Genomic DNA, 23,201 nt, shown 5'->3' with positions numbered 1-23,201 from the left:
TTAAGACCGACTTATGAAAATAGAAAAAGAAATATTATATCGATATTTTAATGGAGACGCTACTCCGGAAGAAGAGCATAAAATCCGGCAATATCTTGAAGCTTCGGATGAAAACTGGAAAGAGTATTTGCGTGAGCGAAAGTTTTTCGATACCATTATATTGAAAGAACAGGTTGTGTCTGAGGAGAAACAGATGAAGCGCAGGCAGCTGATTCGGAAGATAAGTCTTGAATGCCTGAAGGTGGCCGCCGTTTTGTTGATTGCTTTTGGAACGGCATTTTTCTGGAACAATCAGTCCGAGAAGCCCGCAACTAAAAGTGTGGTAAATACTTTGAAGGGACAAATGGCCAATATAACCTTGCCCGACGGAAGCCGGGTGTGGCTTAACTCGAATACGAGAATTGAGTATTCGCAGCATTTTGATGATAAAAGGGAAGTGCAGATTGACGGAGAGGCTTATTTCGAAGTCGTACGGAATACCGGAAGACCTTTTATTGTTTATACTCCGGATGACGAACAGGTAGAGGTACTGGGTACTAAATTTTATGTAGAAGCATACTCAGGTACAAAGAAGTTTGAGACTGCACTGATAGAAGGCAGTGTTCGTGTCAGGGCAGCTAACTCCCAGTTCATATTGCAACCCTCTTATAAGGCAGTGCTGAAAGGAGGCAAGATGAGTGTAGAGAAGATCACTGATTTTGATATTTATCGTTGGCGTGAGGGACTGATCTGCTTTAAAAACAGACATTTTTCTGAAATACTGGAAGAGCTCAAAAAGTATTATGGAGTCCATATCCGGTTTGACGCAGCTAAAATAAATAACCCGGTGCTGACTGTTAAGTTCCGCTTGTCTGACGGCATTGAATATGCGTTGCGGGTTTTGCAGAAAGATGTGAAATTTAAATATGTGCGGAATGATGAAGAAAACACATTCGTTATAAAATAATTTGTTTAACCCTTAAAAACATACATGCAGCCTATGGAAAACACTTATTAAATCTAACCTGAAATAAAAAAGCCGGCAGGTACTGCAATACCTGCCAGCTAAAAGGAGAAACATTCTTCTTTTCCCTAAAAAGAAAAATATTAATCGAATTTATAAAGCAAAGATATGAAAAATACTCGTTGCACGGATTTTTGTGTACCTAAAAATTCGTCTATCAAACAATTATTAAAAACTATGAGAGTCACTATATTCTTACTTTTCTTTTGTGTGTTCAGCACAATCGCAGGTACTGTCAATTCTCAAAATGCCAGGGTATCGATACATAAAACCAATGTCCCTTTGGAAGAAATACTTAATGAGATCGAACATCAGACAGATTATTTATTTATGTATTCGAATAACATTGATGTGAAAGAACGTACTTCTATCCGCGTTTCGGGGAAACCGGTCTCGGAAGTTTTAAAGAAGTTGCTTGGAAACAAGATTGCTTATGAGATGGAAGGCATGCACATCATTCTATCAGATAAGAGAGAGAATCAAACTGCAATTGCCCAACAGGCGAATAAGATCCAGGTGAAAGGTAATGTTACAGATATGGCCGGTGAACCTGTCATTGGCGCCAGTATATTGGAGAAGGGAACTACCAATGGTATCGTAACCGATTTCAACGGTGATTTCTCCCTGAATGTAAATCCCGGTGCCGTGCTGGTGGTTTCGTATATCGGTTACTCTGCACAAGAAGTAAAAGTCATCCCCGGGAAGGTGTTGAAAATAAAGATAAAAGAAGATGCGGAGTTGTTGGATGAAGTTGTTGTAGTGGGTTATGGAACTCAGAAGAAAGTGAATCTGACAGGTGCTGTGGAGACTGTCGATGCGGATGTCATCGAGAACCGTCCGATACGCAGCGCGACCGATGCCCTGCAAGGCACCGTATCCGGATTGACGGTAACTTCGGGTACAGGCAAGCCCGGAGAGTTTGCCTCTTTTAAGATACGAGGCAACACTTCTGTGAACAGTGCCGGCGCATTGGTGATCATTGATGGAATGCCGGGAGATATCAATACGGTAAACCCACAGGATATTGAAACAATCTCGGTTTTGAAGGATGCCGCTTCTGCCGCTATCTATGGTGCAAGGGCTGCGGAAGGAGTCGTGCTTGTCACTACTAAGAAAGGAACTTCGGAGAAAGTGAAAGTAGAGTATACCGGAAACTTCTCTTTCAATACTCCTACACGTCTGCCCGAAAGCAATACAGGACTGGATCATGCATTATTATCCAATGTCGCGTTTACCAATGCCGGACTGGCCGTTCCTTTTTCTCAAAAGGCAATCGATGCCATTAAAGATCCGAATACGATTGCCATCCCCAACGGTAAGGAGTGGACATACACTTCGGATATGGACTGGATTGACCTGATGATGGACCATAGTTTCCAGCAAACTCATAATTTAACCATTTCGAAAGCTTCTGATCGTTTGAAATACCTTTTCTCTATCGGTTGGCTCGATCAGAACGGAATGTTCTCTGAGTATGGGCCGGACAATTATGACCGGATTAATCTCCGTTCCAATATCAGTGTCGAGTTGATCAAGGACAAACTGTCACTGGACAGTCGCATCAGCTATTCACGTGGAGTGAATCTTTATCATGCTGCCGAGGGTTCCTGGTCGATTCCTTATATCACCTTTATACAAGCGGGTCCCAATATGCCTGTTTATGATCCCAACGGAAATTATTCGCGGCATCGTATGCAATTGAATCCGATACAGGCTCTGAAGGAAGGTGGCGAAGGGCGTACTCGCAATCAACGTATCGAGGGAGTATTTACTTTAGAGTATAAACCGGTGAAAGGTCTTTCTCTCCGGGCCGTAGGAGGCGCCAATATTTTGGATGGACAGAAGAAAGAATGGCGCAGAGCTTACGGAAAATATGGAGTGGATGGTTTGATTTCAACAGCTTTTGGCCAGAAAAGCCCGAACTCGGTTACGCAGAACAACTCCCATCGACAATATCTGACCGGACAGTTGATTGCCGAATACAAAGGGGTATTTGGAAAACATGATATCAATGTCCTCGGCGGATGGTCGGCCGAAGAAAACCTGTATGAAGATCTTCAGGGAAAGCGTACCAATATTGTCGGCAATGAACTGCCTGCACTGAATCTGGGAGATACCGACGGATGGTCGAACGCCGCTGATGAAAATGAATGGGCGTTGCTCTCCGGATTTATGCGTGCAAGCTATGCTTTTGCTGCCAAATATCTGGTAGAAGTGAATTTCCGTGCGGATGCTTCTTCCCGTTTCTCAAAGAAAAACAGGTGGGGAGTGTTCCCTTCGGCATCTGTCGGATGGAGAATCACAGAAGAGAAGTTTATGCAAAATCAGCACATCTTTGATAATCTGAAATTGCGTGCTTCGTGGGGACAATTGGGTAACCAGAATGGATTGGGGCTATACGACCACATTGCCAGCTATAACATCAATGGATATTATCCTTTTAAGTCGGAATTGGGACAATGGGCGGTTATCTCGAAATTGCCTTCAGAGTCCAGAACCTGGGAAACTGTAGAGGTGAAAAATATTGCTGTCGACATGGCATTCCTCAGAAACCGTTTGACTGTAACGGGTGAATATTTTATTAAGAAGAACAAAGATATGTTGGTCAGCATCGAGATACCCAGTATAATAGGTATCGATGTGCCCACAGGAAACTACGGAGAACTTAAAGTAAAAGGTTGGGAAGTTACGGTCGGATGGCAGGATAAGATTAAGGATTTCTCTTACGGGGCCCGTTTTAATTTGTCGGATCAGAAAGATAAGCTGGTGGATTATGGTGTAGAATACAATGGTTTTGTGGCCGGTGTCAATCAGAAAGTGCAGGGGTATTCCCTGGGGTCTATCTTTGGATACCGTACGGACGGGTATTTTACTTCTGAAGAAGAGGTGAAGAATTCGGCTGCCTTCAATAAGGCCATTACAGGTGTGGGAGATATTAAATACATCGATAAAGACGGCGACGGAAAGATTTCGGCTCCCAATGATCTGGAATATCTGGGAACTACGACTCCCCGTTATACATTCGGGTTGAATCTGACTGCCGCATGGAAAGGATTCGATCTGGGAGTGTTATTGCAGGGGGTAGGCAAAAGAAATTTTTATCTGTCGAGCGAAGTGATGAACCCGTACTACGCTACCTGGAATAACTTCTCGTATAAAATGCATAATGACTATTGGACTCCGGAGAATCCCAATGCCGCATTCCCCCGCTATTACGCCGGTGCCAATCATAATTACCAGATATCGGATCATTGGTTGCAGAATGCCGCTTATGTTCGTTTGAAGAATCTGCAATTGGGCTATACGATAAGTCCGAAGCTTACTAAGTCATGGGGGATTCAGCGTTTGAGAGTCTACTTTAGCGGTGATAATCTTTGTGAGTATAGTAAACTGAACGATAATTTCGATCCGGAACTGTCTAATATTAACGGATATGTATATCCTATTATGAGAAACTTTTCTTTTGGAATCAATGTGACACTTTAATTCTTGGAGTAAGATGAAAAATATATATCTTTTTTTGTTAAGCGTAGTAATTCTTTGCAGCTGTAACGATTTCTTGGATCGTGAACCTAAAACAAATTTGTCTCCCGGCAGCTTCTGGAAGTCGGAAGAAGATTTAAGATTGGCAGCGAACGTGTTTTACCAGAATATGAACCGTTCTTATACGCTGGATAATCAGAGTGCCGACGGTTTTGCCAATGTAGGAAACCTGGTAAGTTCCGGAACACACGCTCCAGGCAATACTGATGGGATATGGACCACAGCCTATAAACAGATACGACATGCTAATAATTTTCTGGAGAATTATGAGAAAGCTGAGGTGAGTGAGGCCACAAAGAACCGTTATGCAGGTGAAGTCCGTTTTTTCAGGGCATATTTCTATTTCAATCTGGTGAAGCGATTTGGAGATGTTCCATACGTATTGCGTACACTCGATATGGACTCGGAAGAGCTGATGGGACCGCGTGTACCCAAAGAGCAAGTGATTGCAGGCATCATAGAAGACCTGGAGTTTGCCGAAACACATATTCCACTGAAAAGTAAGTTGCCTACAGATGTAGGACGTTTGACTAAAGGAGCCGCTCAAGCCATGCTTGCCCGTGTGGCGCTTTATATCGGTACCTGGAATAAGTTTCATGGTAGCGGAGAGTATAAGAGCTATCTTCAAATAGCTAAAGAAGCCAGCAAGCGACTGATTGACTCTAAAGAATATTCGCTGTACGCCGATTACCGTAATCTGTTTTTGCTTCCGGGCGAAGATTCGAATGAACATATTCTGTCATTTCGTTATTCTGCCGAAGCCGATACGTACAATCCCCGTATCCGTGCTACAATAGCCGACTTGTCTCATAGTCCGACGAAGGTATTGGCTGATGCTTTTCTTTGCAAAGACGGACTTCCTCTTGAGAAGTCGGCCTACCGGGTGGAATATCTTCCTGCGGGAAAAGAGTTCGAGAATCGTGATCCTCGCATGGCATTGACTATCTGGAAACCCGGCGATCCTTTTTTAGGCAAACCGTTTGTGCCTAATCTCACGAGCCAGACACGTACCGGATATATGTTTAAGAAGTATGGCGACGAGGAGTCTTACTCTAACATGAAGTCGCGGATTGATGAGATTCTGATTCGTTATGCAGAAGTATTGCTGACCTTTGCCGAAGCCAGTTTCGAACTGGACGACCGGATTTCCGATGAAGACTTGAACCTCTCTGTCAATGCACTCCGTAATCGTTTCGAGGGAGATCCTAACCGGCTGCCGGATCTGACCAATGCTTTTGTAGCAGAACACGGGTTAAGCATGCGTGATGAGATTCGCCGTGAGCGCAGAGTGGAGCTTGCCGCCGAATCGTTCCGTTATGACGATATCATTCGTTGGAAAACGGCAGAAACGGAGTTGCCTGCCGCTATCTTGGGTGCCAAGTTCGATCCGGAACTCTATCCGTCCACAGTTCCCGGTAAAGATGTCATTCTGGATAAGAACGGTTTCATATTGGTACAGAATGCCGAAAGCCGTACGTTTGATAGTTCGAAAGATTATCTTTTCCCTTTGCCGCTGCGCGAGGTTTCGCTGAATCCGAATTTGAAGCAGAATCCTAATTGGTAATTAGTTTCTGGTAAAGTGATTGTTTGGAGAGGAGCGTTCGTCAAGCGCTCCTCTTTTGAATGGTCTTATAAAAAAATGGAAACATGAAAAGACTGATTTTACCAATCGCATGTGGCATTTGCACTGTTACCTCTGATGCACAGACCGACAAACAACCGCATCCCAATGTGATCTTCATTTATGCAGACGATTTGGGATATACGGATTTGAGTTGTACCGGAAGCCGTTTCTATGAAACTCCTCATATCGACAAGCTGGCAAGAGAAGGAGTTTGTTTTACTCAATCCTATGCCGCATGTCCGGTTTCGTCGCCGTCCCGGGCTGCTCTGTTGACCGGTAAATACCCTGCCCGGATCAACCTGACCGACTATATTCCCGGAGACCGGGCGTACGGGCCTCATAAGAATCAGCGGTTGGCTTCTTTGCCGTTCAATCTCCATCTGTCGAAAGACGAAATAACGATGGCCGAGGCCTTCAGGCAGAACGGATATTCTACCTTTATGGCAGGCAAGTGGCATCTGGCCGAGTCTGCCGAATACTATCCTGAGCAGAATGGGTTTGATATTAATATCGGAGGAAATAATACGGGGCATCCCTCCAAAGGATATTTTTCGCCTTATGGTAATCCACAACTGAAAGACGGTCCCGAAGGAGAGTATCTGACGGATCGCCTGACTGATGAAGTGATCCGTTATATCTCGGAGCCTAAGGAAAAGCCGTTCTTTGTCTATCTGTCCTATTATACGGTTCATCTGCCCTTACAGGCAAAAGCGGAAAAGATAGCCAAATACCGGAGAAAGCTGAGCCGGGCGGTTCCTGCGGATTCATCTTTTGTGAAAAAAGGAGAGACGTATCATAAACTTGTGCAGGACATTCCGGCTTATGCCGCGATGGTCGAGAGCCTGGACGAAAACATAGGACGCCTGTTAGACACCCTGCATCGGTCGGGACTCGATGAACGCACCATTGTTGTGTTTACGTCCGATAATGGGGGAATGGCCACTAGCAATACTACTCGTAATATCCCGACCTCCAATCTGCCTTTGCGTGCCGGAAAAGGATATTTGTACGAAGGAGGCATCAAAGTGCCTGCCATCATCCGATGGAGTAGACACCTGAAAGGAAGACAGGTTTCGGATACTCCGATCATCGGTACGGATTATTATCCGACTTTGCTCGATCTTTGCGGATTGCCTCTACTGCCCGGACAACACGTGGACGGAGTTTCCATGAAACCCGTCTTACAGGGCGGACGGCTGTCCAGACCTTCCTTATTCTGGCATTATCCTCATTATAGCGGTGGACTGGGTGGTCGGCCTTCTGCGGCTATACGTGAGGGGGATTATAAGCTTATTGAGTTTTTTGAAGACCATCACGTCGAGTTGTACAATGTGATTCAGGACGAATCCGAAGAGAAAGACCTGTCACAAATATACCCTGAGATAGCAGATGGACTAAGGAAGAAACTATATTTGTGGTATAAGGAGGTCGGTGCCCGAATGCCTGTTGATAATCCCCACTATGTTTCTCCTGTGAAGGATTCCGACTCTTTTGAAAATAAATAATCGTTTGTACTTAAAATATAACAGATATGAAATTCGTTACCTTATCATTGTTAGCCACTGCGTTGACTGTTGGCGGAAATGCCGCCGAGCAGGCACGTTCCTCCAAGCAGCCCAATATCTTATTTATTCTGGCTGATGACTTTGGCTGGAGAGATCTGGCATGTACGGGCAGCCGTTATTATGAATCGCCCAATATCGATGGAATCGCCCGTAATGGCGTGAGGTTTACCCAAGGATATGCAGCCTGTCAGGTGTCCAGTCCTTCCCGTGCCAGCATTATGACAGGCAAGTTTACCGCCCGCCACGGAATAACCAATTGGATCGGTGAAGGAAGTGGAGAAGAGTGGCGCAAGATGGGAAGACATTCCAAGCTTCTTCCGGCCCAATACGTATGGCAATTGCCCAAAGAAGATATTACTCTGCCCGAAGCATTGAAAGCCCACGGTTATAAAACGTTTATGGCCGGCAAATGGCATTTGGGAGGTGAGGGTTCTTATCCCGAAGATCATGGTTTCGATATCAATATAGGCGGGCATGAAGCGGGAGGTCCTTATCCCGGCGGCTATTTTGCTCCCTATGGCAATCCGAAAATGAAAGAAGGACCGGATGGTGAGAATTTATCCATGCGTCTGGCACACGAGACAGCGTCGTTTATCGAAACCCATACCCGCCGGAATAAAAAGCAGCCTTTCTTTGCTTTTCTCTCTTTCTATGCCGTGCATGCGCCGATTGAGACCACTGAAGCCAAGTGGAGGCATTTCCGGAATAAAGCGGATTCGATGGGGATCGCTCCGGTGGGGTTCGAAGTAGATCGTACATTGCCTGTACGTTTGCAGCAGGATAATCCCATATATGCCGGACTGATACAGCAGATGGACGATGCCGTGGGAGTGGTGCTTGCCAAATTGCATGAGTTGGGTTTGGATGAAAATACGATTATCGTGTTCACCAGTGATAATGGCGGAGTGTCTTCGGGCGATGCATACGCTACCTCTAACTACCCTCTTCGCGGCGGAAAAGGGCGGCAGTGGGAAGGTGGAATACGCGTACCGTTATTTATCGATTTTCCGGGTAATACTTTAAAGGGAGATTCGTGCGTGGTGCCTGTCACCGGTGCCGATTTGTATCCTACTTTTCTCGATATGGCAGGCATCCCATTAATGCCCGGCCAACATCAGGACGGTGTAAGCCTGCTTCCTCTGTTACAGGGCAAGAGCATCCCCGAGCGTGCTTTATACTGGCATTATCCTCATTATGGCAATCAGGGTGGCGAACCTTCTTCCATCATACGGCAAGGCGACTGGAAGCTGATTCATTATTACGAAGATGGCAGGGATGAACTTTATAATCTGCGGATAGACGAAACCGAGTCGGAACCGCTGAATGTGCAATATCCCGAAAAGGTGGAGTTCTTGAGTAAGAAGCTGTCTGTATGGCTGACTGAGGTAGGGGCCAGATATCCTGAACCCGATCCTCAATACAATCCGGCAGCGGAGGCTCTCTATAAGAAAAAGACTCGCGAAAGAATGATGAAAACCTTGGAAGCTACCCGCAAGAAGCAGTTAGGCAAAGATTTCAAGCCTAATGCAGACTGGTGGGGGAGCGAAACGAAAGATTAAGGACGGGAAATTATGAAAGAGCGGAATCGGATGGTCAGCGCAGCACCACCCGGTCGCCCAGTCGTTTGGCCATCAGATTCTGTATCTCCTTCATCTCCTTGTACCGTTGCATGACAGCGTCGCACTGGGCGTTGTCATTCGCAATCGAAGGATCTTGCAGGGCATACATGATGTGCTTCAGCTCTTCTGCGACAATGGCGTTCTTGAAGTTAATCATCAGCATCGGGACCATCTCGTACAGCCGTTCCTCATCCGTCACCAACTTCTGTGTTTTGGAGTGATACTTGCTCAGTTGATACCGGTCACTCGCCAGTTCGGTGGCTATCGTACTGATTTTCGGATCGGGGTGCGCCACGAAGAAGCGTTCGGAAGCGAACTCCTGATCGTGGATATGTTCGGAGGCCTCCGAGAGGATACGGCGGTGGAGGGGATTATGGAAAGCCAGTTCGTCCTCCTTCAGGTCATTGATGACATACTCGACAACGGTGACCGGGACTTCGTTGCCTTCTTCATCCGTTAAGTTACACATCACCTTCTCTCCATAGCGCACAATCATCTGAATAATCAGGCGCTCGTATTTATAAAACTCTTGTCCCTCTTTACCTTCCTGCGGGATGAACGATTGGTAGGTGTCTGCCTCCATTTCTTCGGGAGGGAAAGGAGGAGGCATTTCGCCCGGTTGCGGCGTCGGGGCATTATTGGAGGCTATGGGTTTATTCCCCTTCTCGGCCTGAAGTTCCCTGCGCTTGGCCACTTCGGATACCAGTAACTTATCTTCTATCCGCAACAACTGCCCGCACTCCTTGATGTACACATCCCGGACGATGGCTTCGGGAATCACCGCAATGCTGCGCACGATGTCATTGATCAGCTCGGCACGTTTCATCGGGTCCTTGCCGGCATCCTCCATCAGCAGTTGTGCCTTGAAGCGTATAAAGTCCGTCTCGTGTTCCTGTATGAAGTTCTGAAACTCCGTAGCGTTGTGCTTCCGTGCAAAAGAGTCCGGGTCGTCTCCGTCGGGTAAGAGGCATACTTTGATATTCATTCCCTCTTCGAGCAGCATGTCGATCCCCCGGATAGAAGCTTTGATGCCCGCCATGTCACCGTCATAAAGCACCGTGATGTTGTTGGTGAAACGGTGGATCAACCGGATCTGCCCCGGTGTAAGAGAAGTACCGGACGAGGCCACCACATTCTCTACTCCCGACTGGTGCATCGATATAACGTCCGTATATCCTTCCACAAGGAAGCAGCGGTCCTGCTTTACGATGGCCTGCTTGGCAAAGTAGATGCCGTATAGTTCGTTGCTTTTATGATAGATTTCCGATTCGGGAGAGTTGACGTACTTGGCAAGTTTCTTGTTCTCCGTGCTGAGCACACGTCCGCCGAAGGCAACCACTTTGCCCGAAAGCGTGTGAACGGGAAACATGACACGTCCCCAAAAGCGGTCGCGCAACTTATGGTCGTCCGTTTCATAACAGAGTCCGGTCTTTACCAGGAACTCTTGTTTGAACCCTTTGCGCAATGCCTCCTGTGCCAGTGCATCGCGCCCCTCGGTGCTGAAACCCAACTGGAACTTATCAATAATATCGTCACGGAAACCCCGTTGGCGGAAATAAGCCAGTCCGATGCTGCGTCCGTCTACATGGTTTTTCAGGATATTCTGAAAGTAGTCGCGGGCGAAGTTGTTGACAATGAACATACTTTCGCGGTTGCTTTGCACCTCTTTCTCTTCATTGGTCAGCTCCCGTTCCTTGATTTCTATGTTATACTTCTTGGCCAGGTAGCGGAGTGCCTCGGGATAGGACATCTGTTCGTGTTCCATGATGAAGTGCACCGCGTTGCCGCCCTTGCCGCAACTGAAACACTTGCAAAGTCCCTTGGAGGGAGACACGCTGAACGAGGGAGTTTTCTCGTTATGGAAAGGGCAAAGTCCCACGTAGTTCACACCGCGTTTGCGCAGCGTGACGAAGTCCGAAACCACTTCTACGATTTGTGCGACATCGAGTATACGGTCTATGGTTGCCTGATCTATCATTGTTTTATCTCCTTGCGGATGCAAATGTACGTGATATTTCTTGGATAATCAAATGACTTTTCAGTGGATTCGACAGGACCTGCCGATATATCTGCCGCTTACTTAATGATCTCTGTACGCGCTGTTTCGCATTAAAAAGTTACTAAATAGGGGGTTAGTCTGACGGGTGCCCGATCTTTTTCTTGCCAACCGGAGGAAGAAAGTGCAAAATGGCAGCCTTTTTGGGTCGGAGAGCCGGGCTTTGGGGTAGAAAGAGCTTGTGTTCAGGGTAAAAAGAGCTTGTGTTTTTGGGAAAAGACGTAAGCATTCTCCTCGAAAGACGTAAGCATTTCCCGAAAATGATTACTTCTTTTTCAAATATCTCTATATGTTTTCCATGATTACATATATTGTTCTGTTTAAGGACGGATTTTTCTCCGTATTTCTTTCCGGTTGCTTGGCTGATACGGAGCTTTCTTTTCTGCCAGAAAGATACTCCCGTTGCTTCCGGGTGGATGATATGATACAGAAAGAACCCTTTACTGCTCAATATGCTTCTTATATCGATAAATGCGATCAATCGGATCGGAGGAAAAATGAATTAGAGCCGTTTTTTCCTTCTTGCCTTTCCCTTGGGGCTAAAGAATGAAAACTGGGCGCTTCTTATTATCATTTTGACATTTTGCTTATCCCGCGAATTAGAAAAGAAAGGAGAGGGGATGTCTGTGATGAATGATGACATCCCCTCATACTTATGATAAAGATTATCATTTAATTTTCTCTCGTATCTTCGTCAGGTACTTTTTCATTCCCTCCGCATCTTTGTTGGTGATGATCTCAAGCAGTTGTTTCAGCTCTGTGCGGATATTCTCCACTTGTGACGGTGTGCGCGGATTGAACAGGATTTCCTGCAATAAGTAGTCATCTTCGCTCAGCAGCCCTTTGGCAATGGCCATGTGCTTTTTGAATGTGGTTCCCGGAGCTTCCTGGTGCTTCATGACAGCTGCAAAAACAAATGTCGAAACAAACGGGATGGACAGGGAGTAAGCCACTGTTTCATCATGCTCGTCGAAAGTATATTCGAAGATGTTCAGGTTCAGGCTATTGTATAAGTCTTTAAAGAATACTTTCCCCAAATGATCACTCTCACTGATGATGATGGCACTTTCGCTGCTCAGATTGCTCAGGCTGGCAAAAGTAGGGCCAAACATCGGGTGAGTGGAGACATAACGGAATCCGCTTTCTTCGTAGAACTTCTTCAATCCGGTTTTTACCGAAGCAATATCACTCAGGATACAGTCTTTGGGCAAAACCGGCAGAATTTTGCGGAAAGCGTCCAGCGTGTATTTCACTGTGGCAGCATTGATCACCAGTTCCGGTTCGAACTCCTTGATCTCCTCCAGAGTGGTGAAGCGGTAGGTGTTGTATACAAACCGAAGCTGATGCGGGTTGACGTCGAACACGGCCGTCTCGTGCTGGAAACTTAGTATGTCAGTAAAGAAGGAGCCCATCTTGCCGGCTCCCAAAATTAGAATTCGCATAATATGAATGATTTGCTATTTATTGATAATCTCCATCTGTTGACGAACCGATTCTTCGTGGATGGCTTCGAAGATCACTTTCACAAACTCTGCACTCATGCCGCACTGTTCGCCCTGAGCACCGCGTTTTTCAAGAATCTCGTTATAACGTCCGGTCTGAAGCACTGTGATATCGTGTTCCTTTTTGTAAGTACCGATTTCGCGTGCTACGCGCATACGTTTTGCCAATTCCTGTATGATGTTGTCATCACATTCGTCAATCTGCTTGCGCAATACGTTCAGATTCTCCGTTGTCTGCGTTTCTTTACGGATGACAAGCAGGTTGAGGATATAGTCCAGTACGTCCGGAGTCACTTGCTGTGAAGCGTCGCTCCATGCACAGTCCGGGTTGCAATGGCTTTCTACAATCAATCCGTCAAAGTTCAGGTCCATAGCCTGCTGGCAGAGAGGAGCTACCAGTTCGCGCTTTCCGCCGATGTGGCTCGGGTCGCAGAAGATAGGCAGTTCGGGTATGCGGCGGCGCAATTCGATAGGAATGTGCCATTGAGGCAAGTTACGGTATAACTTCTTGTCGTAGCTGCTGAATCCGCGGTGGATGGCTCCCAGACGTTTCAGTCCGGCGTTGTTGATGCGTTCCAAAGCACCGATCCATAATTCCAGGTCCGGGTTTACCGGGTTTTTAACCAATACGGGAATGTCTACTCCCTTCAGTGCATCGGCTATTTCCTGTACAGCAAAAGGATTGGCAGTGGTACGTGCTCCTACCCAGAGTATGTCGATACCCGCTTTCAGGCATTCGTACACATGTTTGGCGGTGGCTACCTCGGTAGATACGTACATGCCGGTTTCTTTTTTCACCTCTTTCAGCCAGGCCAGTCCGTCCACACCGATACCTTCGAAACCTCCCGGTTTGGTGCGCGGTTTCCAGATTCCCGCACGGAAGATTTTTACTCCTTTGGCTGCCAGTTGGGTAGCTGTTGACATTACTTGCTCTTCTGTTTCGGCGCTGCAAGGGCCGGCTATTACCATCGGGCGTTTATCTTCCACACCCGGCAATAAGATTGATTCGAGTTCCATATCGATCTAATTCGTTTAGTTGTTATTTCATTATTGATTTGATTCGTTCCAGCGCTTCTGCCAGCTTGGCGTCTTTGCAGCAGAGAGAGATGCGGATGTATCTCGCTCCGTTGCTTCCGAAAATAAATCCCGGAGTGATGAAGACGCGTGCTTCCTGCAGCACTTTCTCTGTCAGTTCTTCTACATCGGCGCAACTTGCGGGGATTTTTCCCCAGAGAAACATGCCCACCTGCTTTTCGTCGTACGTGCATCCCAGCGTTTTCATAATCTCGCCGGCCAGGTGACGACGGTTCCGATAGTTTACATTGTTGCCTTCGTACCAGGTCGAATCCGCTTCAAGTGCTTTGGCAGCTGCCAGTTGCATGGCACGGAACATTCCGCTGTCGATGTTGCTTTTTACTTTCAGAATCCATTGTACAAACTCTGCGTTCGAAGCCAGCATGCCGATACGCCATCCCGGCATATTGTGACTTTTACTCATGGAGTTGAATTCTATACAGCATTCTTTGGCACCCGGCACACTCAGGATACTGATCGGCTTATCGTTCAGGATAAAGCTGTACGGATTGTCGTTCACAATCACGATGTTCTTGCGGCGGGCAAACTCCACCAGGCGTTTGTACAGTTCCGGAGTAGCGTTGGCACCGGTAGGCATGTTCGGATAGTTGGTCCACATCAGTTTCACGCGGCTCAGATCCATCTTTTCCAGTTCATCGAAGTCCGGCATCCATCCGTCTTCCTCTTTCAGGTTATAGTTCACCACCTCGGCACCCAGTATTTTGCTTAACGAAGTGTAGGTGGGATATCCCGGATTGGGCACCAGTACCTGTTCTCCCGGATTGACAAAAGCGAGTGTCACGTGCAAGATGCCTTCTTTTGATCCGATCAGCGGCTGAATTTCTGTTGCCGGATTCAGTTCCACTCCATACCAGCGTTTATACCAGTCGGCAAAACCCTTGCGAAGTTCCGGTATACCCACATACGGTTGATAACCGTGTCCGTTCGGATCGTGGGCATTATTACATAGCGTTTCGATGGTCTGTTCCGAAGGAGGCATGTCCGGGCTTCCGATTCCCAGGCTGATTACATCTTTACCTTCTGCGTTCATCCGTGCCACTTCTTTCAGTTTCTTCGAAAAGTAGTATTCGCTTACATCGGCCAGTCTGTCGGCCGGCGCTACCTTATACGTTTGATTTTCCTTCTGCATATTCGCCTAATATTTTAAGTTCTTTCGTCAATGGAGTGATTGCTGTAATCGATTGTTTATATCTCAGGTAATCGTTGAAAGCTACATCTACGTAAAACTGGTATTCCCATTCCCGTCCGATGATAGGGAGCGATTGTATTTTTGTTAAGTTGATATTATAAAAAGATAGAATAGACAGAACCTGTGAGAGACTTCCTTCGGAGTGGGGGAGAGTGAAAACGATGTTTGCTTTGTTGAGAACGGTGTTTTGCTTTCGTATCTCGTCCACCTGCCACGGATCTGCCACTACCAGAAAACGGGTGAAATTGTGTTTGTTGGTTTCGATGCCTTCCTGCAGTACCTTCATTCCGTAGCGTTCGGCAGCGGCACGGGAACAGATGGCGGCGTGCCCTTTCAGGTTTTCCCGTTTGATGATTTCGGCACTCAAAGCCGTATCTTCGGCTTCTACCACTTTGATACGTGGGTGTTGGTTCAGGAACTCCCGGCATTGCATCAGGGCAATCGGGTGAGAGTTCACCTCGGTAATGTCATTCCAGTCCTCTTCGGGCAGGCAAACGAAGCTGTGCGAAATGCGTAATTTGTATTCGCCGATAATTTGTGTGCCGCTTTGGCGCAACAATTCGTTGTTGTGCAGCAGGCTTCCTGCAATCGTGTTTTCAATGGCCAGCATCCCGATGGTCTGACTATCTTTCCGGATGGCAGCAAACACATCTTCAAAGTTGGCGCAACAGATTAATTCTATCTCTTCTCCTTCGAAGTACTTGTGTGCGGCTATATCGTGATACGAGCCCAGTGTTCCTTGAATTGCTATTCTTTTCATTCCTATTGAGTATATGGTATAAAAAAATCCCGCGTCCATGTCGGAGCGGGATTCATATTATTAGTTTCTCTTAATTTCAGTTCTTAAGCACCCTGTCACTTGATACATACAAACTCCCGCTCTACTTTCTGGCTAAAGTAAAAGTAAAAAAAGAAGTAATATGTAAAAGTGAATACGTTCATCAGATCTATTTTCTTTTTGTTTTAAATCTGAGGCAAAATTAATGCTTTTATCTTAAACGCAAATAAAAAACAAACTTTTTTTTGTGATTTATGTGTTTATATTCCCAATTTGTGCTTTTATGACTATAAATGGCCTTTATAATATAGTATATAGGCTTGTCTTTGTTAATGTTTGCTAAATGGGACGTTTCAGTTCTTAAGATGCTAGTTTTTCTCCTAAAAACTTCTTTTATTTGTCAGACAAATAAGATTAATCTTATTTTAACTAAACTGAATTGTTATACTATGGATACATTAAAACTACATGGTCAGGCGATAACTTTGGTCGATCAGGTCGAAGATAACCTACTTACTTATTTTAGAACCAAAGATCTGCGGGCAGGAGATGCCATTCCCAATGAGATGGAACTGGCCGCTGCTTTGGGTGTGGCACGTAGTGTGCTGAGGGAGGCCCTCAGCCGATTGAAAATGGTAGGGATGATCGAGACACGTACCAGGCGGGGAATGATTCTGACCGAACCTTCTATCCTTGGAGGCATGAAGCGGGTTGTCGATCCTCGCATTCTGAGTGAGCATTCCCTGTTTGATCTTTTAGGTTTCAGGATTGCTTTGGAATTGGGAATTTGCAGTGATCTTTTCCAGAATATAACTCCGGAAGATATTGTTGAACTGAAGGAGATTGTCCGGTTGGGAATCGCTTTTGAGAACAATGAATATGCCCCTATCAGTGAATTTACTTTTCATGCTAAACTTTATGAGATAACCGGTAATGCCACTATCCGTGAATTTCAGGAGATCATCCATCCCGTGATGGTTTTTGTGAAAGACAAATTCAAAGAGTTGCTCGAACCTATTAATATAGAGATAAAAGAGCGGGGAGAATTGGTAACTCACGCTGACCTTCTCGGCTTTTTGGAAAAACATGATGAGGCCGGTTATAGAAAGGCGCTTGAGAAACATTTTGCCGTATACAAGATTTTTATGAAACGTAGAATCGTTAACGAATAATCGGGGGGATTGCAAGAAGTCAAACAGAATTTTAGCATTCCCTTGGGGAATATCTGGAGGATGGCCGTTCTTTTATTGCAGGTAACCGGGTAAATAACCATTTATTGTAGCTGCGCAGCCATTTTATACCTTTGTTATCGACACTGAGAAATGGGTTTCCAATCAGAGATTCCTTATTCTTATTAATATCTAATTAAATAATAAAATGAAACATTATCAACGTTTGGAAGGAATGGTTGCCGCCACTTTTACTCCTATGGATGCGCGGGGAGATATCAATCTTTCTGTTATAGACAAATACGCCGACCTGATGGCTGAATCAGGAATGGCAGGTGTATTTGTTTGTGGAACCACAGGAGAATCTCATTCACTGACTACGGGTGAGCGTAAAGCTATTCTTGCTCAGTGGATAAAGTCTGCCCGGAAACGCTTCAAGGTGATTGCGCATGTGGGTAGTAACTGCCAATTGGAAGCTATGGAGCTGGCTCGGCATGCACAAGAGGTGGAAGCTGATGCTTTTGCCGCTATGGCTCCCTGTTTTTTTAAACCCTCTTCGGTAAAGGATCTGGTGGACTTTTTTACTCCAATTGCTCAAAGTGCTCCCGATCTTCCTTTCTATTATTATAATATGCCGTCTATGACGGGAGTATCTCTTTCGGTTCCCTCTTTTCTTATAGAGGGAAAGAAAACGATGCCTAATCTGGTTGGAACAAAATTCACACACAATAACCTGATGGAGATGGGTGAATGCTTGGAACTCAATAATGGAGAATTCGAGGTGCTGCATGGATACGATGAAATTCTGATTGCCGGATTGGCTTTAGGAGCCGTTGCCGGTGTTGGTAGTACCTACAATTATTTACCTGCTGTATATCAGAATCTTTTTGATGCGTTCAAGAAAGGTGATATCTGTACTGCTCGCCGGATGCAGCAGAAGTCGATTGAAATAGTAAAAATAATAATTAAATACGGAGGAGGTGTACGTGGAGGAAAAGCAATAATGAATTTAATAGGTGTTGATTGCGGCCGGTGTCGTCTGCCCGTCACACCATTTGGCGATGATGAATATTCTTCGCTCAAAAGAGATCTTGAAAAAATAGGTTTCTTGAATTAAAAAATAAAAGTAGGGAAGGGGAAATAGACTTTGGACGGAATATACCCCCTTCGCCCTACGCCTTAAATTTTATATTAAAAGCATACAAAGATGAGAAAAATTACTCGAATTAAGTGTCTCATTGTTGTTTTATTGACATTTATTGGGACATTAGCACCCGTTCATGCTCAACAAAGTGGCAATTTTGAGATTAGTGGTGTTGTTAAGGACACATCCGGAGAACCGGTCATAGGTGCTACAGTTATTGTAAAGAACACACAAATAGGTACAACTACCGATGTCGATGGAAAATTTAAATTGAAGGTTCCACATAAATCTTTGTTACAAATCTCCTTTATTGGAATGAAAACCAAGGATCTGAAAGTAACCAATAATACATTTTATGAAATTACTTTGGAAGATGAATCGGTTCTACTTGACGAGGTCGTAGCCATCGGTTATGGAACTCAATCTAAGGCAACCGTTACTTCAGGAGTTGTATCTGTGAAGAAAGCGGAGTTAATGTCTTCTGTCTCTGCATCTCCTTTGAACAATCTACAGGGAAAGGTTGCTGGACTGGATATTCGACAGACTACCGGACAGCCCGGTGCACAGCCGGTAGTGCTGATCCGTGGCGGGTCAACCGATCCGGCTAACGACTCTCCTCTTTTTGTCATTGATGGGGTTGTCCGTAGCAACATGAATGGACTCAATCAGGAAGATATTGAGTCTATGGAAGTACTGAAAGATGCCGCTTCCGCTGCAATTTATGGTGCTAAGGCCGCCAATGGTATCATTCTTATTACTACCAAGCAAGGCTCTTCAAAAGATGGTAAAGCCACTATTTCCGCTTCCTACCGTTTGGGAGTTGAGCAGATTCGGCAGCATTATCCGTTTTCCGGTGCACGCGACTATCTGTATGCTTCCCGTTTAGCCGGTTCCCGTGGAATCAATGACGCCAATGTCAGCGGACGCCTGGAAGGCGGCGCATACCCTTATTCAACAGGTAATATCAATTATAAAAATGGAGCCTTGGAAGGATATGGCTATTCTCGTTTCACTACCGAATATTTAGATGATTTGATTTCCAATATGGGACAGTCTTATGTCGATGATTTGCTGAACAGACAAGGATATGAAACGATGACCGATCCTTATTCGGGAAAACAGTTGATATTTAAAGACAATCACTATCAAAAAGATGTATTGTTTCAGACTGCATTGACACACAACTACGATCTGAGTGCTTCCGGCGGAAATGACAAAGGTAATTATTATGTGAGTTTGGGGTATATTAATTCCGAAGGTATTGTTCTGGGTACGGGATACGATCGTTTCAGCCTTACTGCCAATGGAAATTACAATCTTCGCAGTAATTTAAAATTAACCGTCGGATTGAAACATTCCACAATTTCGAATAAAGCGACTGATCCGGAGAACTCGGGCACAAGCACAATGGACCGTTCTTCTCGCTATCCTACGACCTTCCGTCTGTATTATGACGATGGAACTCCCGGTATTGGTGAAGCCGGAGGCTCACCCCGGAATAGACTGCACGAATTATATTATCAGGATATTTCGGACAAAGCTTATCGAAACACGATTCAGTTAGGATTGGATTGGGAGATTCTGAAGGGATTGCATTTTAAGCCGTCAGCCTCCTATTATATGCAGGAAAATATCTATCGTTTTTTTGAGAAGTATAACGAGTTTAATAAAGGTCGTAAGACACTCGAGAAACACGACCAGTATAAGCAAATCATGGCAGACGCGGTGTTTACCTATGATAAAGTATTCAGTGATAAACACACTCTTAATGCAATGATAGGTATGAATTATACCCAGGACGATACTTATAAATTGAAAGGAACAGGCTCGGAAGCCCCTACGGATTATGTACCTACGTTGGCGCCTACCAAGCCCGATTTACAGCGTACCACTTCCTCTTTGGATAAAGAAGTACTGGTAGGTTTCTTTGCCCGTGTCAATTATGACTATAAGCGCCGCTATTTGCTGACGGTTTCAGCACGCTATGACGGAGCCTCCCAATTTGCCGAAGATCATAAATTCGCATTGTTTCCGGCCGTATCCGGAGGATGGAATATGCATTATGAAGACTGGTTTCCCAAAACCGTTGTCAGCCGGATGAAATTGCGGGCGAGTTGGGGACAGACCGGAAATAATAAGTTGTCGTATTCTAATACCCAAGGCGAATATGCTTCATATATTTATGCCGGAAATCCGGGGGTACTGAATAGTGTACTTGCCAATAACAGTTTGGTATGGGAAACAACCTCTAATGTGGATTATGGTTTTGATGCCGGTTTCTTTGATAATCGTCTTGAACTGTCGGTAACCGGATATAATAAATTGACTTCCGATCGTTTGTATGACAAAGCTCTTCCGGCACAGACAGGTTTTAGTTCTATAAAGGCCAATTTGGGGACTGTACAGAACAAAGGTTTTGAGTTATCGCTGACAGCACATCCTCTTTCAACAACTTCCCCCGTGAATTGGGATGTTACGGGTACTTTCAGTATGAACAGGACGTATATGAAAAAGCTTCCTTATAATGGGAGAGACAAAAATCGGGTACAGGGCGGACTTGTATGGGATGCTAAATCGGGTACTTATGTTGAGACCGGCGGCCTGGCCGAAGGCGAGAGGATAGGCGGACGTTGGGGATATAAGTATCTGGGGGTATACGATAAAGATGAAGAAGCTGCAAAAGCTCCGGTCGACACCAAGGTCTCCGGTTCTAAGATGAATAAGAAAAAGGTTGCCGGAGATGCTATCTGGGCCGACCTTGACAATAATGGAGTTATCGATGATAAGGATATTGCTTTTATTGGCTGGGCCAATCCGGATAAGAAGGGAGCCTTGATTAATAATTTGTCTTACAAGAATTTTTCTCTTCGTTTGGTTGTCGATTTTGCTTTAGGACATTCCATTGCCAATATATGGAGATGCCGTGCCAATGCCAATGCACGCAATGCCATTATAACGACTACTGACGTTACGAATGGAAACATCTGGTGGCAGACGGGTGATGCTGCAACAGCCAAGTATCCGCGTTACGATGTTGCTTCGGACTGGGATAACGGATATCGCAATCACATGCGTACAATAGCTTATGCCGGAATGAATTCAAATGGAAATGCCGACAATACGGCTTATTATTCAAAGGGAGATTATTTGTGCTTCCGTGAGGTTTCGTTAGGTTATGAACTGCCGCGTTCCATATGTTCTAAAATGAAGGTGAAAGGGGTGTCTTTGAATGCCGGTGTGACAAATATCGGATACATTACAGCCTTTGACGGATTAAATCCTGAACAGTACGATGGACAAGAGACCGGTGAATACTTTCTCCCGATTCAATTTAACTTTGGTGTAAGACTAACTTTTTAAAATGATTTTCACTATGAAAGCAACAAAAATATTGATCTGTATTCTCTGCTGCACATGGATTTGCAGTTGTAGCTTGTTGGAGGTTGATCCGGTTTCTACCATCACTTCACAGTCGTTCTGGAAAACTCCGGGAGATGCCAAAGCTTATCTTACGGGCATTTACAATAAGGTGCGTGACCTGAATAATACTTCTTATTACGGTGAAGACCGGGGAGATGCTTTTAAAGCCGGTGAGATCGGCCCTACGAGTGTGGCATGGGCCCATACTTTGCTTGAGAGCAATGCTCCTTCTTATCGTTCGGCTTATAATATCATTCATCACGCCAATCTTCTTTTCAATAAAATTGAAAGTCTGAAGTTTACTAATGAGACTGAGAAGAATCGTATAAAAGCTGAGTGTCACTTTCTAAGAGCATATACTTATTTTCTTATAGTGCGTATTTGGGGAGATGCTCCCATCATTACTGATCCTGTGCTTTCGGACAACGTTGAGCTTAAACCCCGTTCTCCCAAAGAAGACGTCATGAAGTTGATCCTTGAAGATATAGAACAGTCTGTCCTGTTATTTCCGGAGGATGGATATATCAATAAGAATTTAGCTTCAAAGCCGGCTGCCTATGCTTTGAAAGCCGATGTTTTAATGTGGAAAGCAAAGGTCCTGAATGGTGGAAATGCGGATCTGGAAGAAGCGATCAAGGCAATCGATCAGGTAGGCGGGAGTGGAGTGTCTTTGCTACCGGATTATGCAAAGGTATTTGCCAATGATAATAAAAAGAATAATGAGATCATTTTCTCTTTTTATTTTGAACGCTATGAAACTGGAAATCTTTCTATTGCAACCAACACTACATCGAGAACCGATAATTTATCGATGGCTGTCAACTTGGCCGATGCGGCAACTTCACCCAATCAGAGCCGCCATGTCTATGCCCCAAGTGACAAGGCCAGAGAGTTGTATCTTAAGTATCCGGGCGATAGGCGCTATAAAGTTGCCATGATTGATTTGGTGGATAAAGATGGTAACCTGATTTTAACCCAGACAAACAAATTCAGGGGGAAGGCCTATTCCGACGATCGTTATTTTGACGATGACTTGATAGCTTATCGTTGGGGAGATCTTCTTCTGTTGCGTGCTGAGGCCAATGCTGCACTCAATAAGATATCTGAGTCTCTTGTCGATCTGAATGAGGTTCGTGACCGGGCGGGCCTGGAGCCCTATGATGGCCCGAAAGATAAGATTGCTGTAGAGAAAGAAATCTGTGACGAACGTTTAAGAGAGCTTTTTATAGAGCAAAAACGATGGTTTGATTTGGTGCGTTTCCATTGTGGCGGGACCATTGACATTTATAAGGAGGTGCCCAATTTGAATGACAAACCCGGTTATCCGTTGTATTTCCCAATCAATTATAATGATATGGTCTTAAATGACAAACTGGTGCAGACAGATGGGTACGAAAGTAATGTAGAGAGATAGAATATAAAAAGAAGGAACTGTGTGGAGTAGCTGTTATATACTTTTACACAGTTCTTTTGATACGGAAGTATAATAATTTA

Annotated in this window: 14 protein-coding genes; 9 read left to right on the top strand and 5 right to left on the bottom strand. The window is 45.1% G+C overall.

The genetic code is table 11. The features are described 5' to 3' along the window. Nucleotides 1-13: 13 nt before the first annotated feature. The 5 genes from BSHG_RS17515 to BSHG_RS17535 all read left to right on the top strand — a co-directional run bounded on the left by BSHG_RS17515 (nucleotide 14) and on the right by BSHG_RS17535 (nucleotide 9,294). Entirely contained in the window at nucleotides 14-946 is a 933-nt protein-coding gene (locus tag BSHG_RS17515; protein ID WP_005798453.1) for a FecR family protein, read from the top strand. Between the two features lie 165 nt (nucleotides 947-1,111). Then, complete coding sequence (locus tag BSHG_RS17520) at nucleotides 1,112-4,489, top strand: SusC/RagA family TonB-linked outer membrane protein (protein ID WP_008657684.1); 3,378 nt, start codon at nucleotides 1,112-1,114, stop codon at nucleotides 4,487-4,489. A 13-nt stretch (nucleotides 4,490-4,502) separates the two neighbouring features. After that, nucleotides 4,503-6,110, top strand: coding sequence for a RagB/SusD family nutrient uptake outer membrane protein (locus BSHG_RS17525; RefSeq protein WP_008657683.1), 1,608 nt, complete (start codon nucleotides 4,503-4,505; stop codon nucleotides 6,108-6,110). An 83-nt stretch (nucleotides 6,111-6,193) separates the two neighbouring features. Then, nucleotides 6,194-7,675 (top strand): sulfatase, encoded by a 1,482-nt coding sequence (locus BSHG_RS17530; protein WP_008657681.1) that lies wholly within the window; start codon nucleotides 6,194-6,196, stop codon nucleotides 7,673-7,675. Nucleotides 7,676-7,701: 26 nt separating this feature from the next. Further along, nucleotides 7,702-9,294 carry a sulfatase gene (locus BSHG_RS17535; RefSeq protein ID WP_005791107.1) on the top strand — a complete coding sequence of 531 codons (1,593 nt, stop codon included), beginning with the start codon at nucleotides 7,702-7,704 and terminating at the stop codon, nucleotides 9,292-9,294. A gap of 34 nt (nucleotides 9,295-9,328) precedes the next feature. On the opposite strand, the gene dnaG is transcribed toward BSHG_RS17535, so the two are convergent. From dnaG to BSHG_RS17560, 5 genes are all read right to left on the bottom strand, one after another. Further along, a complete protein-coding gene (gene dnaG, locus BSHG_RS17540; protein WP_032497318.1) occupies nucleotides 9,329-11,332 on the bottom strand; it encodes a DNA primase in 2,004 nt (667 codons plus the stop codon). Nucleotides 11,333-12,078: 746 nt separating this feature from the next. Then, complete coding sequence (locus BSHG_RS17545) at nucleotides 12,079-12,852, bottom strand: prephenate dehydrogenase (RefSeq protein ID WP_005791104.1); 774 nt, start codon at nucleotides 12,850-12,852, stop codon at nucleotides 12,079-12,081. A 15-nt stretch (nucleotides 12,853-12,867) separates the two neighbouring features. Beyond that, nucleotides 12,868-13,929: a bifunctional 3-deoxy-7-phosphoheptulonate synthase/chorismate mutase type II gene (locus BSHG_RS17550; protein WP_008657679.1), complete on the bottom strand. Its 1,062-nt coding sequence runs from the start codon at nucleotides 13,927-13,929 to the stop codon at nucleotides 12,868-12,870. A 22-nt stretch (nucleotides 13,930-13,951) separates the two neighbouring features. Then, nucleotides 13,952-15,136: a pyridoxal phosphate-dependent aminotransferase gene (locus tag BSHG_RS17555; RefSeq protein WP_008657678.1), complete on the bottom strand. Its 1,185-nt coding sequence runs from the start codon at nucleotides 15,134-15,136 to the stop codon at nucleotides 13,952-13,954. Beyond that, complete coding sequence (locus tag BSHG_RS17560; protein WP_010993542.1) at nucleotides 15,111-15,956, bottom strand: prephenate dehydratase; 846 nt, start codon at nucleotides 15,954-15,956, stop codon at nucleotides 15,111-15,113. Before BSHG_RS17560 ends, BSHG_RS17555 begins: the two co-directional genes overlap by 26 nt. A gap of 467 nt (nucleotides 15,957-16,423) precedes the next feature. On the opposite strand from BSHG_RS17560, the gene BSHG_RS17565 reads away from it, so the two are divergent. From BSHG_RS17565 to BSHG_RS17580, 4 genes are all read left to right on the top strand, one after another. Continuing rightward, complete coding sequence (locus tag BSHG_RS17565) at nucleotides 16,424-17,146, top strand: FadR/GntR family transcriptional regulator (RefSeq protein ID WP_005791100.1); 723 nt, start codon at nucleotides 16,424-16,426, stop codon at nucleotides 17,144-17,146. Between the two features lie 205 nt (nucleotides 17,147-17,351). Continuing rightward, complete coding sequence (locus tag BSHG_RS17570; protein WP_005791099.1) at nucleotides 17,352-18,260, top strand: dihydrodipicolinate synthase family protein; 909 nt, start codon at nucleotides 17,352-17,354, stop codon at nucleotides 18,258-18,260. A gap of 90 nt (nucleotides 18,261-18,350) precedes the next feature. Next, complete coding sequence (locus tag BSHG_RS17575) at nucleotides 18,351-21,647, top strand: SusC/RagA family TonB-linked outer membrane protein (RefSeq protein WP_008657676.1); 3,297 nt, start codon at nucleotides 18,351-18,353, stop codon at nucleotides 21,645-21,647. A gap of 13 nt (nucleotides 21,648-21,660) precedes the next feature. Further along, nucleotides 21,661-23,121 carry a RagB/SusD family nutrient uptake outer membrane protein gene (locus BSHG_RS17580; protein ID WP_005791097.1) on the top strand — a complete coding sequence of 487 codons (1,461 nt, stop codon included), beginning with the start codon at nucleotides 21,661-21,663 and terminating at the stop codon, nucleotides 23,119-23,121. Nucleotides 23,122-23,201 lie beyond the last annotated feature (80 nt).

Origin of the sequence: Bacteroides sp. 3_2_5 (genome assembly GCF_000159855.2) — a bacterium.
In the GTDB taxonomy this organism is placed as follows: Bacteria; Bacteroidota; Bacteroidia; order Bacteroidales; family Bacteroidaceae; genus Bacteroides; species Bacteroides fragilis.
Note: the sequence above shows the minus strand (reverse complement) of the source record. Positions and strands in the feature narration are given on the sequence as shown.

Excerpts from the sequence above, each read along its gene's own strand:
- BSHG_RS17515 (WP_005798453.1), top strand. The coding sequence starts at position 14 with ATGAAAATAGAAAAAGAAATATTATATCGATATTTTAATGGAGACGCT.
- BSHG_RS17520 (WP_008657684.1), top strand. The coding sequence starts at position 1,112 with ATGAAAAATACTCGTTGCACGGATTTTTGTGTACCTAAAAATTCGTCT.
- BSHG_RS17525 (WP_008657683.1), top strand. The coding sequence starts at position 4,503 with ATGAAAAATATATATCTTTTTTTGTTAAGCGTAGTAATTCTTTGCAGC.
- BSHG_RS17530 (WP_008657681.1), top strand. The coding sequence starts at position 6,194 with ATGAAAAGACTGATTTTACCAATCGCATGTGGCATTTGCACTGTTACC.
- BSHG_RS17535 (WP_005791107.1), top strand. The coding sequence starts at position 7,702 with ATGAAATTCGTTACCTTATCATTGTTAGCCACTGCGTTGACTGTTGGC.
- dnaG (WP_032497318.1), bottom strand. The coding sequence starts at position 11,332 with ATGATAGATCAGGCAACCATAGACCGTATACTCGATGTCGCACAAATC.
- BSHG_RS17545 (WP_005791104.1), bottom strand. The coding sequence starts at position 12,852 with ATGCGAATTCTAATTTTGGGAGCCGGCAAGATGGGCTCCTTCTTTACT.
- BSHG_RS17550 (WP_008657679.1), bottom strand. The coding sequence starts at position 13,929 with ATGGAACTCGAATCAATCTTATTGCCGGGTGTGGAAGATAAACGCCCG.
- BSHG_RS17555 (WP_008657678.1), bottom strand. The coding sequence starts at position 15,136 with ATGCAGAAGGAAAATCAAACGTATAAGGTAGCGCCGGCCGACAGACTG.
- BSHG_RS17560 (WP_010993542.1), bottom strand. The coding sequence starts at position 15,956 with ATGAAAAGAATAGCAATTCAAGGAACACTGGGCTCGTATCACGATATA.
- BSHG_RS17565 (WP_005791100.1), top strand. The coding sequence starts at position 16,424 with ATGGATACATTAAAACTACATGGTCAGGCGATAACTTTGGTCGATCAG.
- BSHG_RS17570 (WP_005791099.1), top strand. The coding sequence starts at position 17,352 with ATGAAACATTATCAACGTTTGGAAGGAATGGTTGCCGCCACTTTTACT.
- BSHG_RS17575 (WP_008657676.1), top strand. The coding sequence starts at position 18,351 with ATGAGAAAAATTACTCGAATTAAGTGTCTCATTGTTGTTTTATTGACA.
- BSHG_RS17580 (WP_005791097.1), top strand. The coding sequence starts at position 21,661 with ATGAAAGCAACAAAAATATTGATCTGTATTCTCTGCTGCACATGGATT.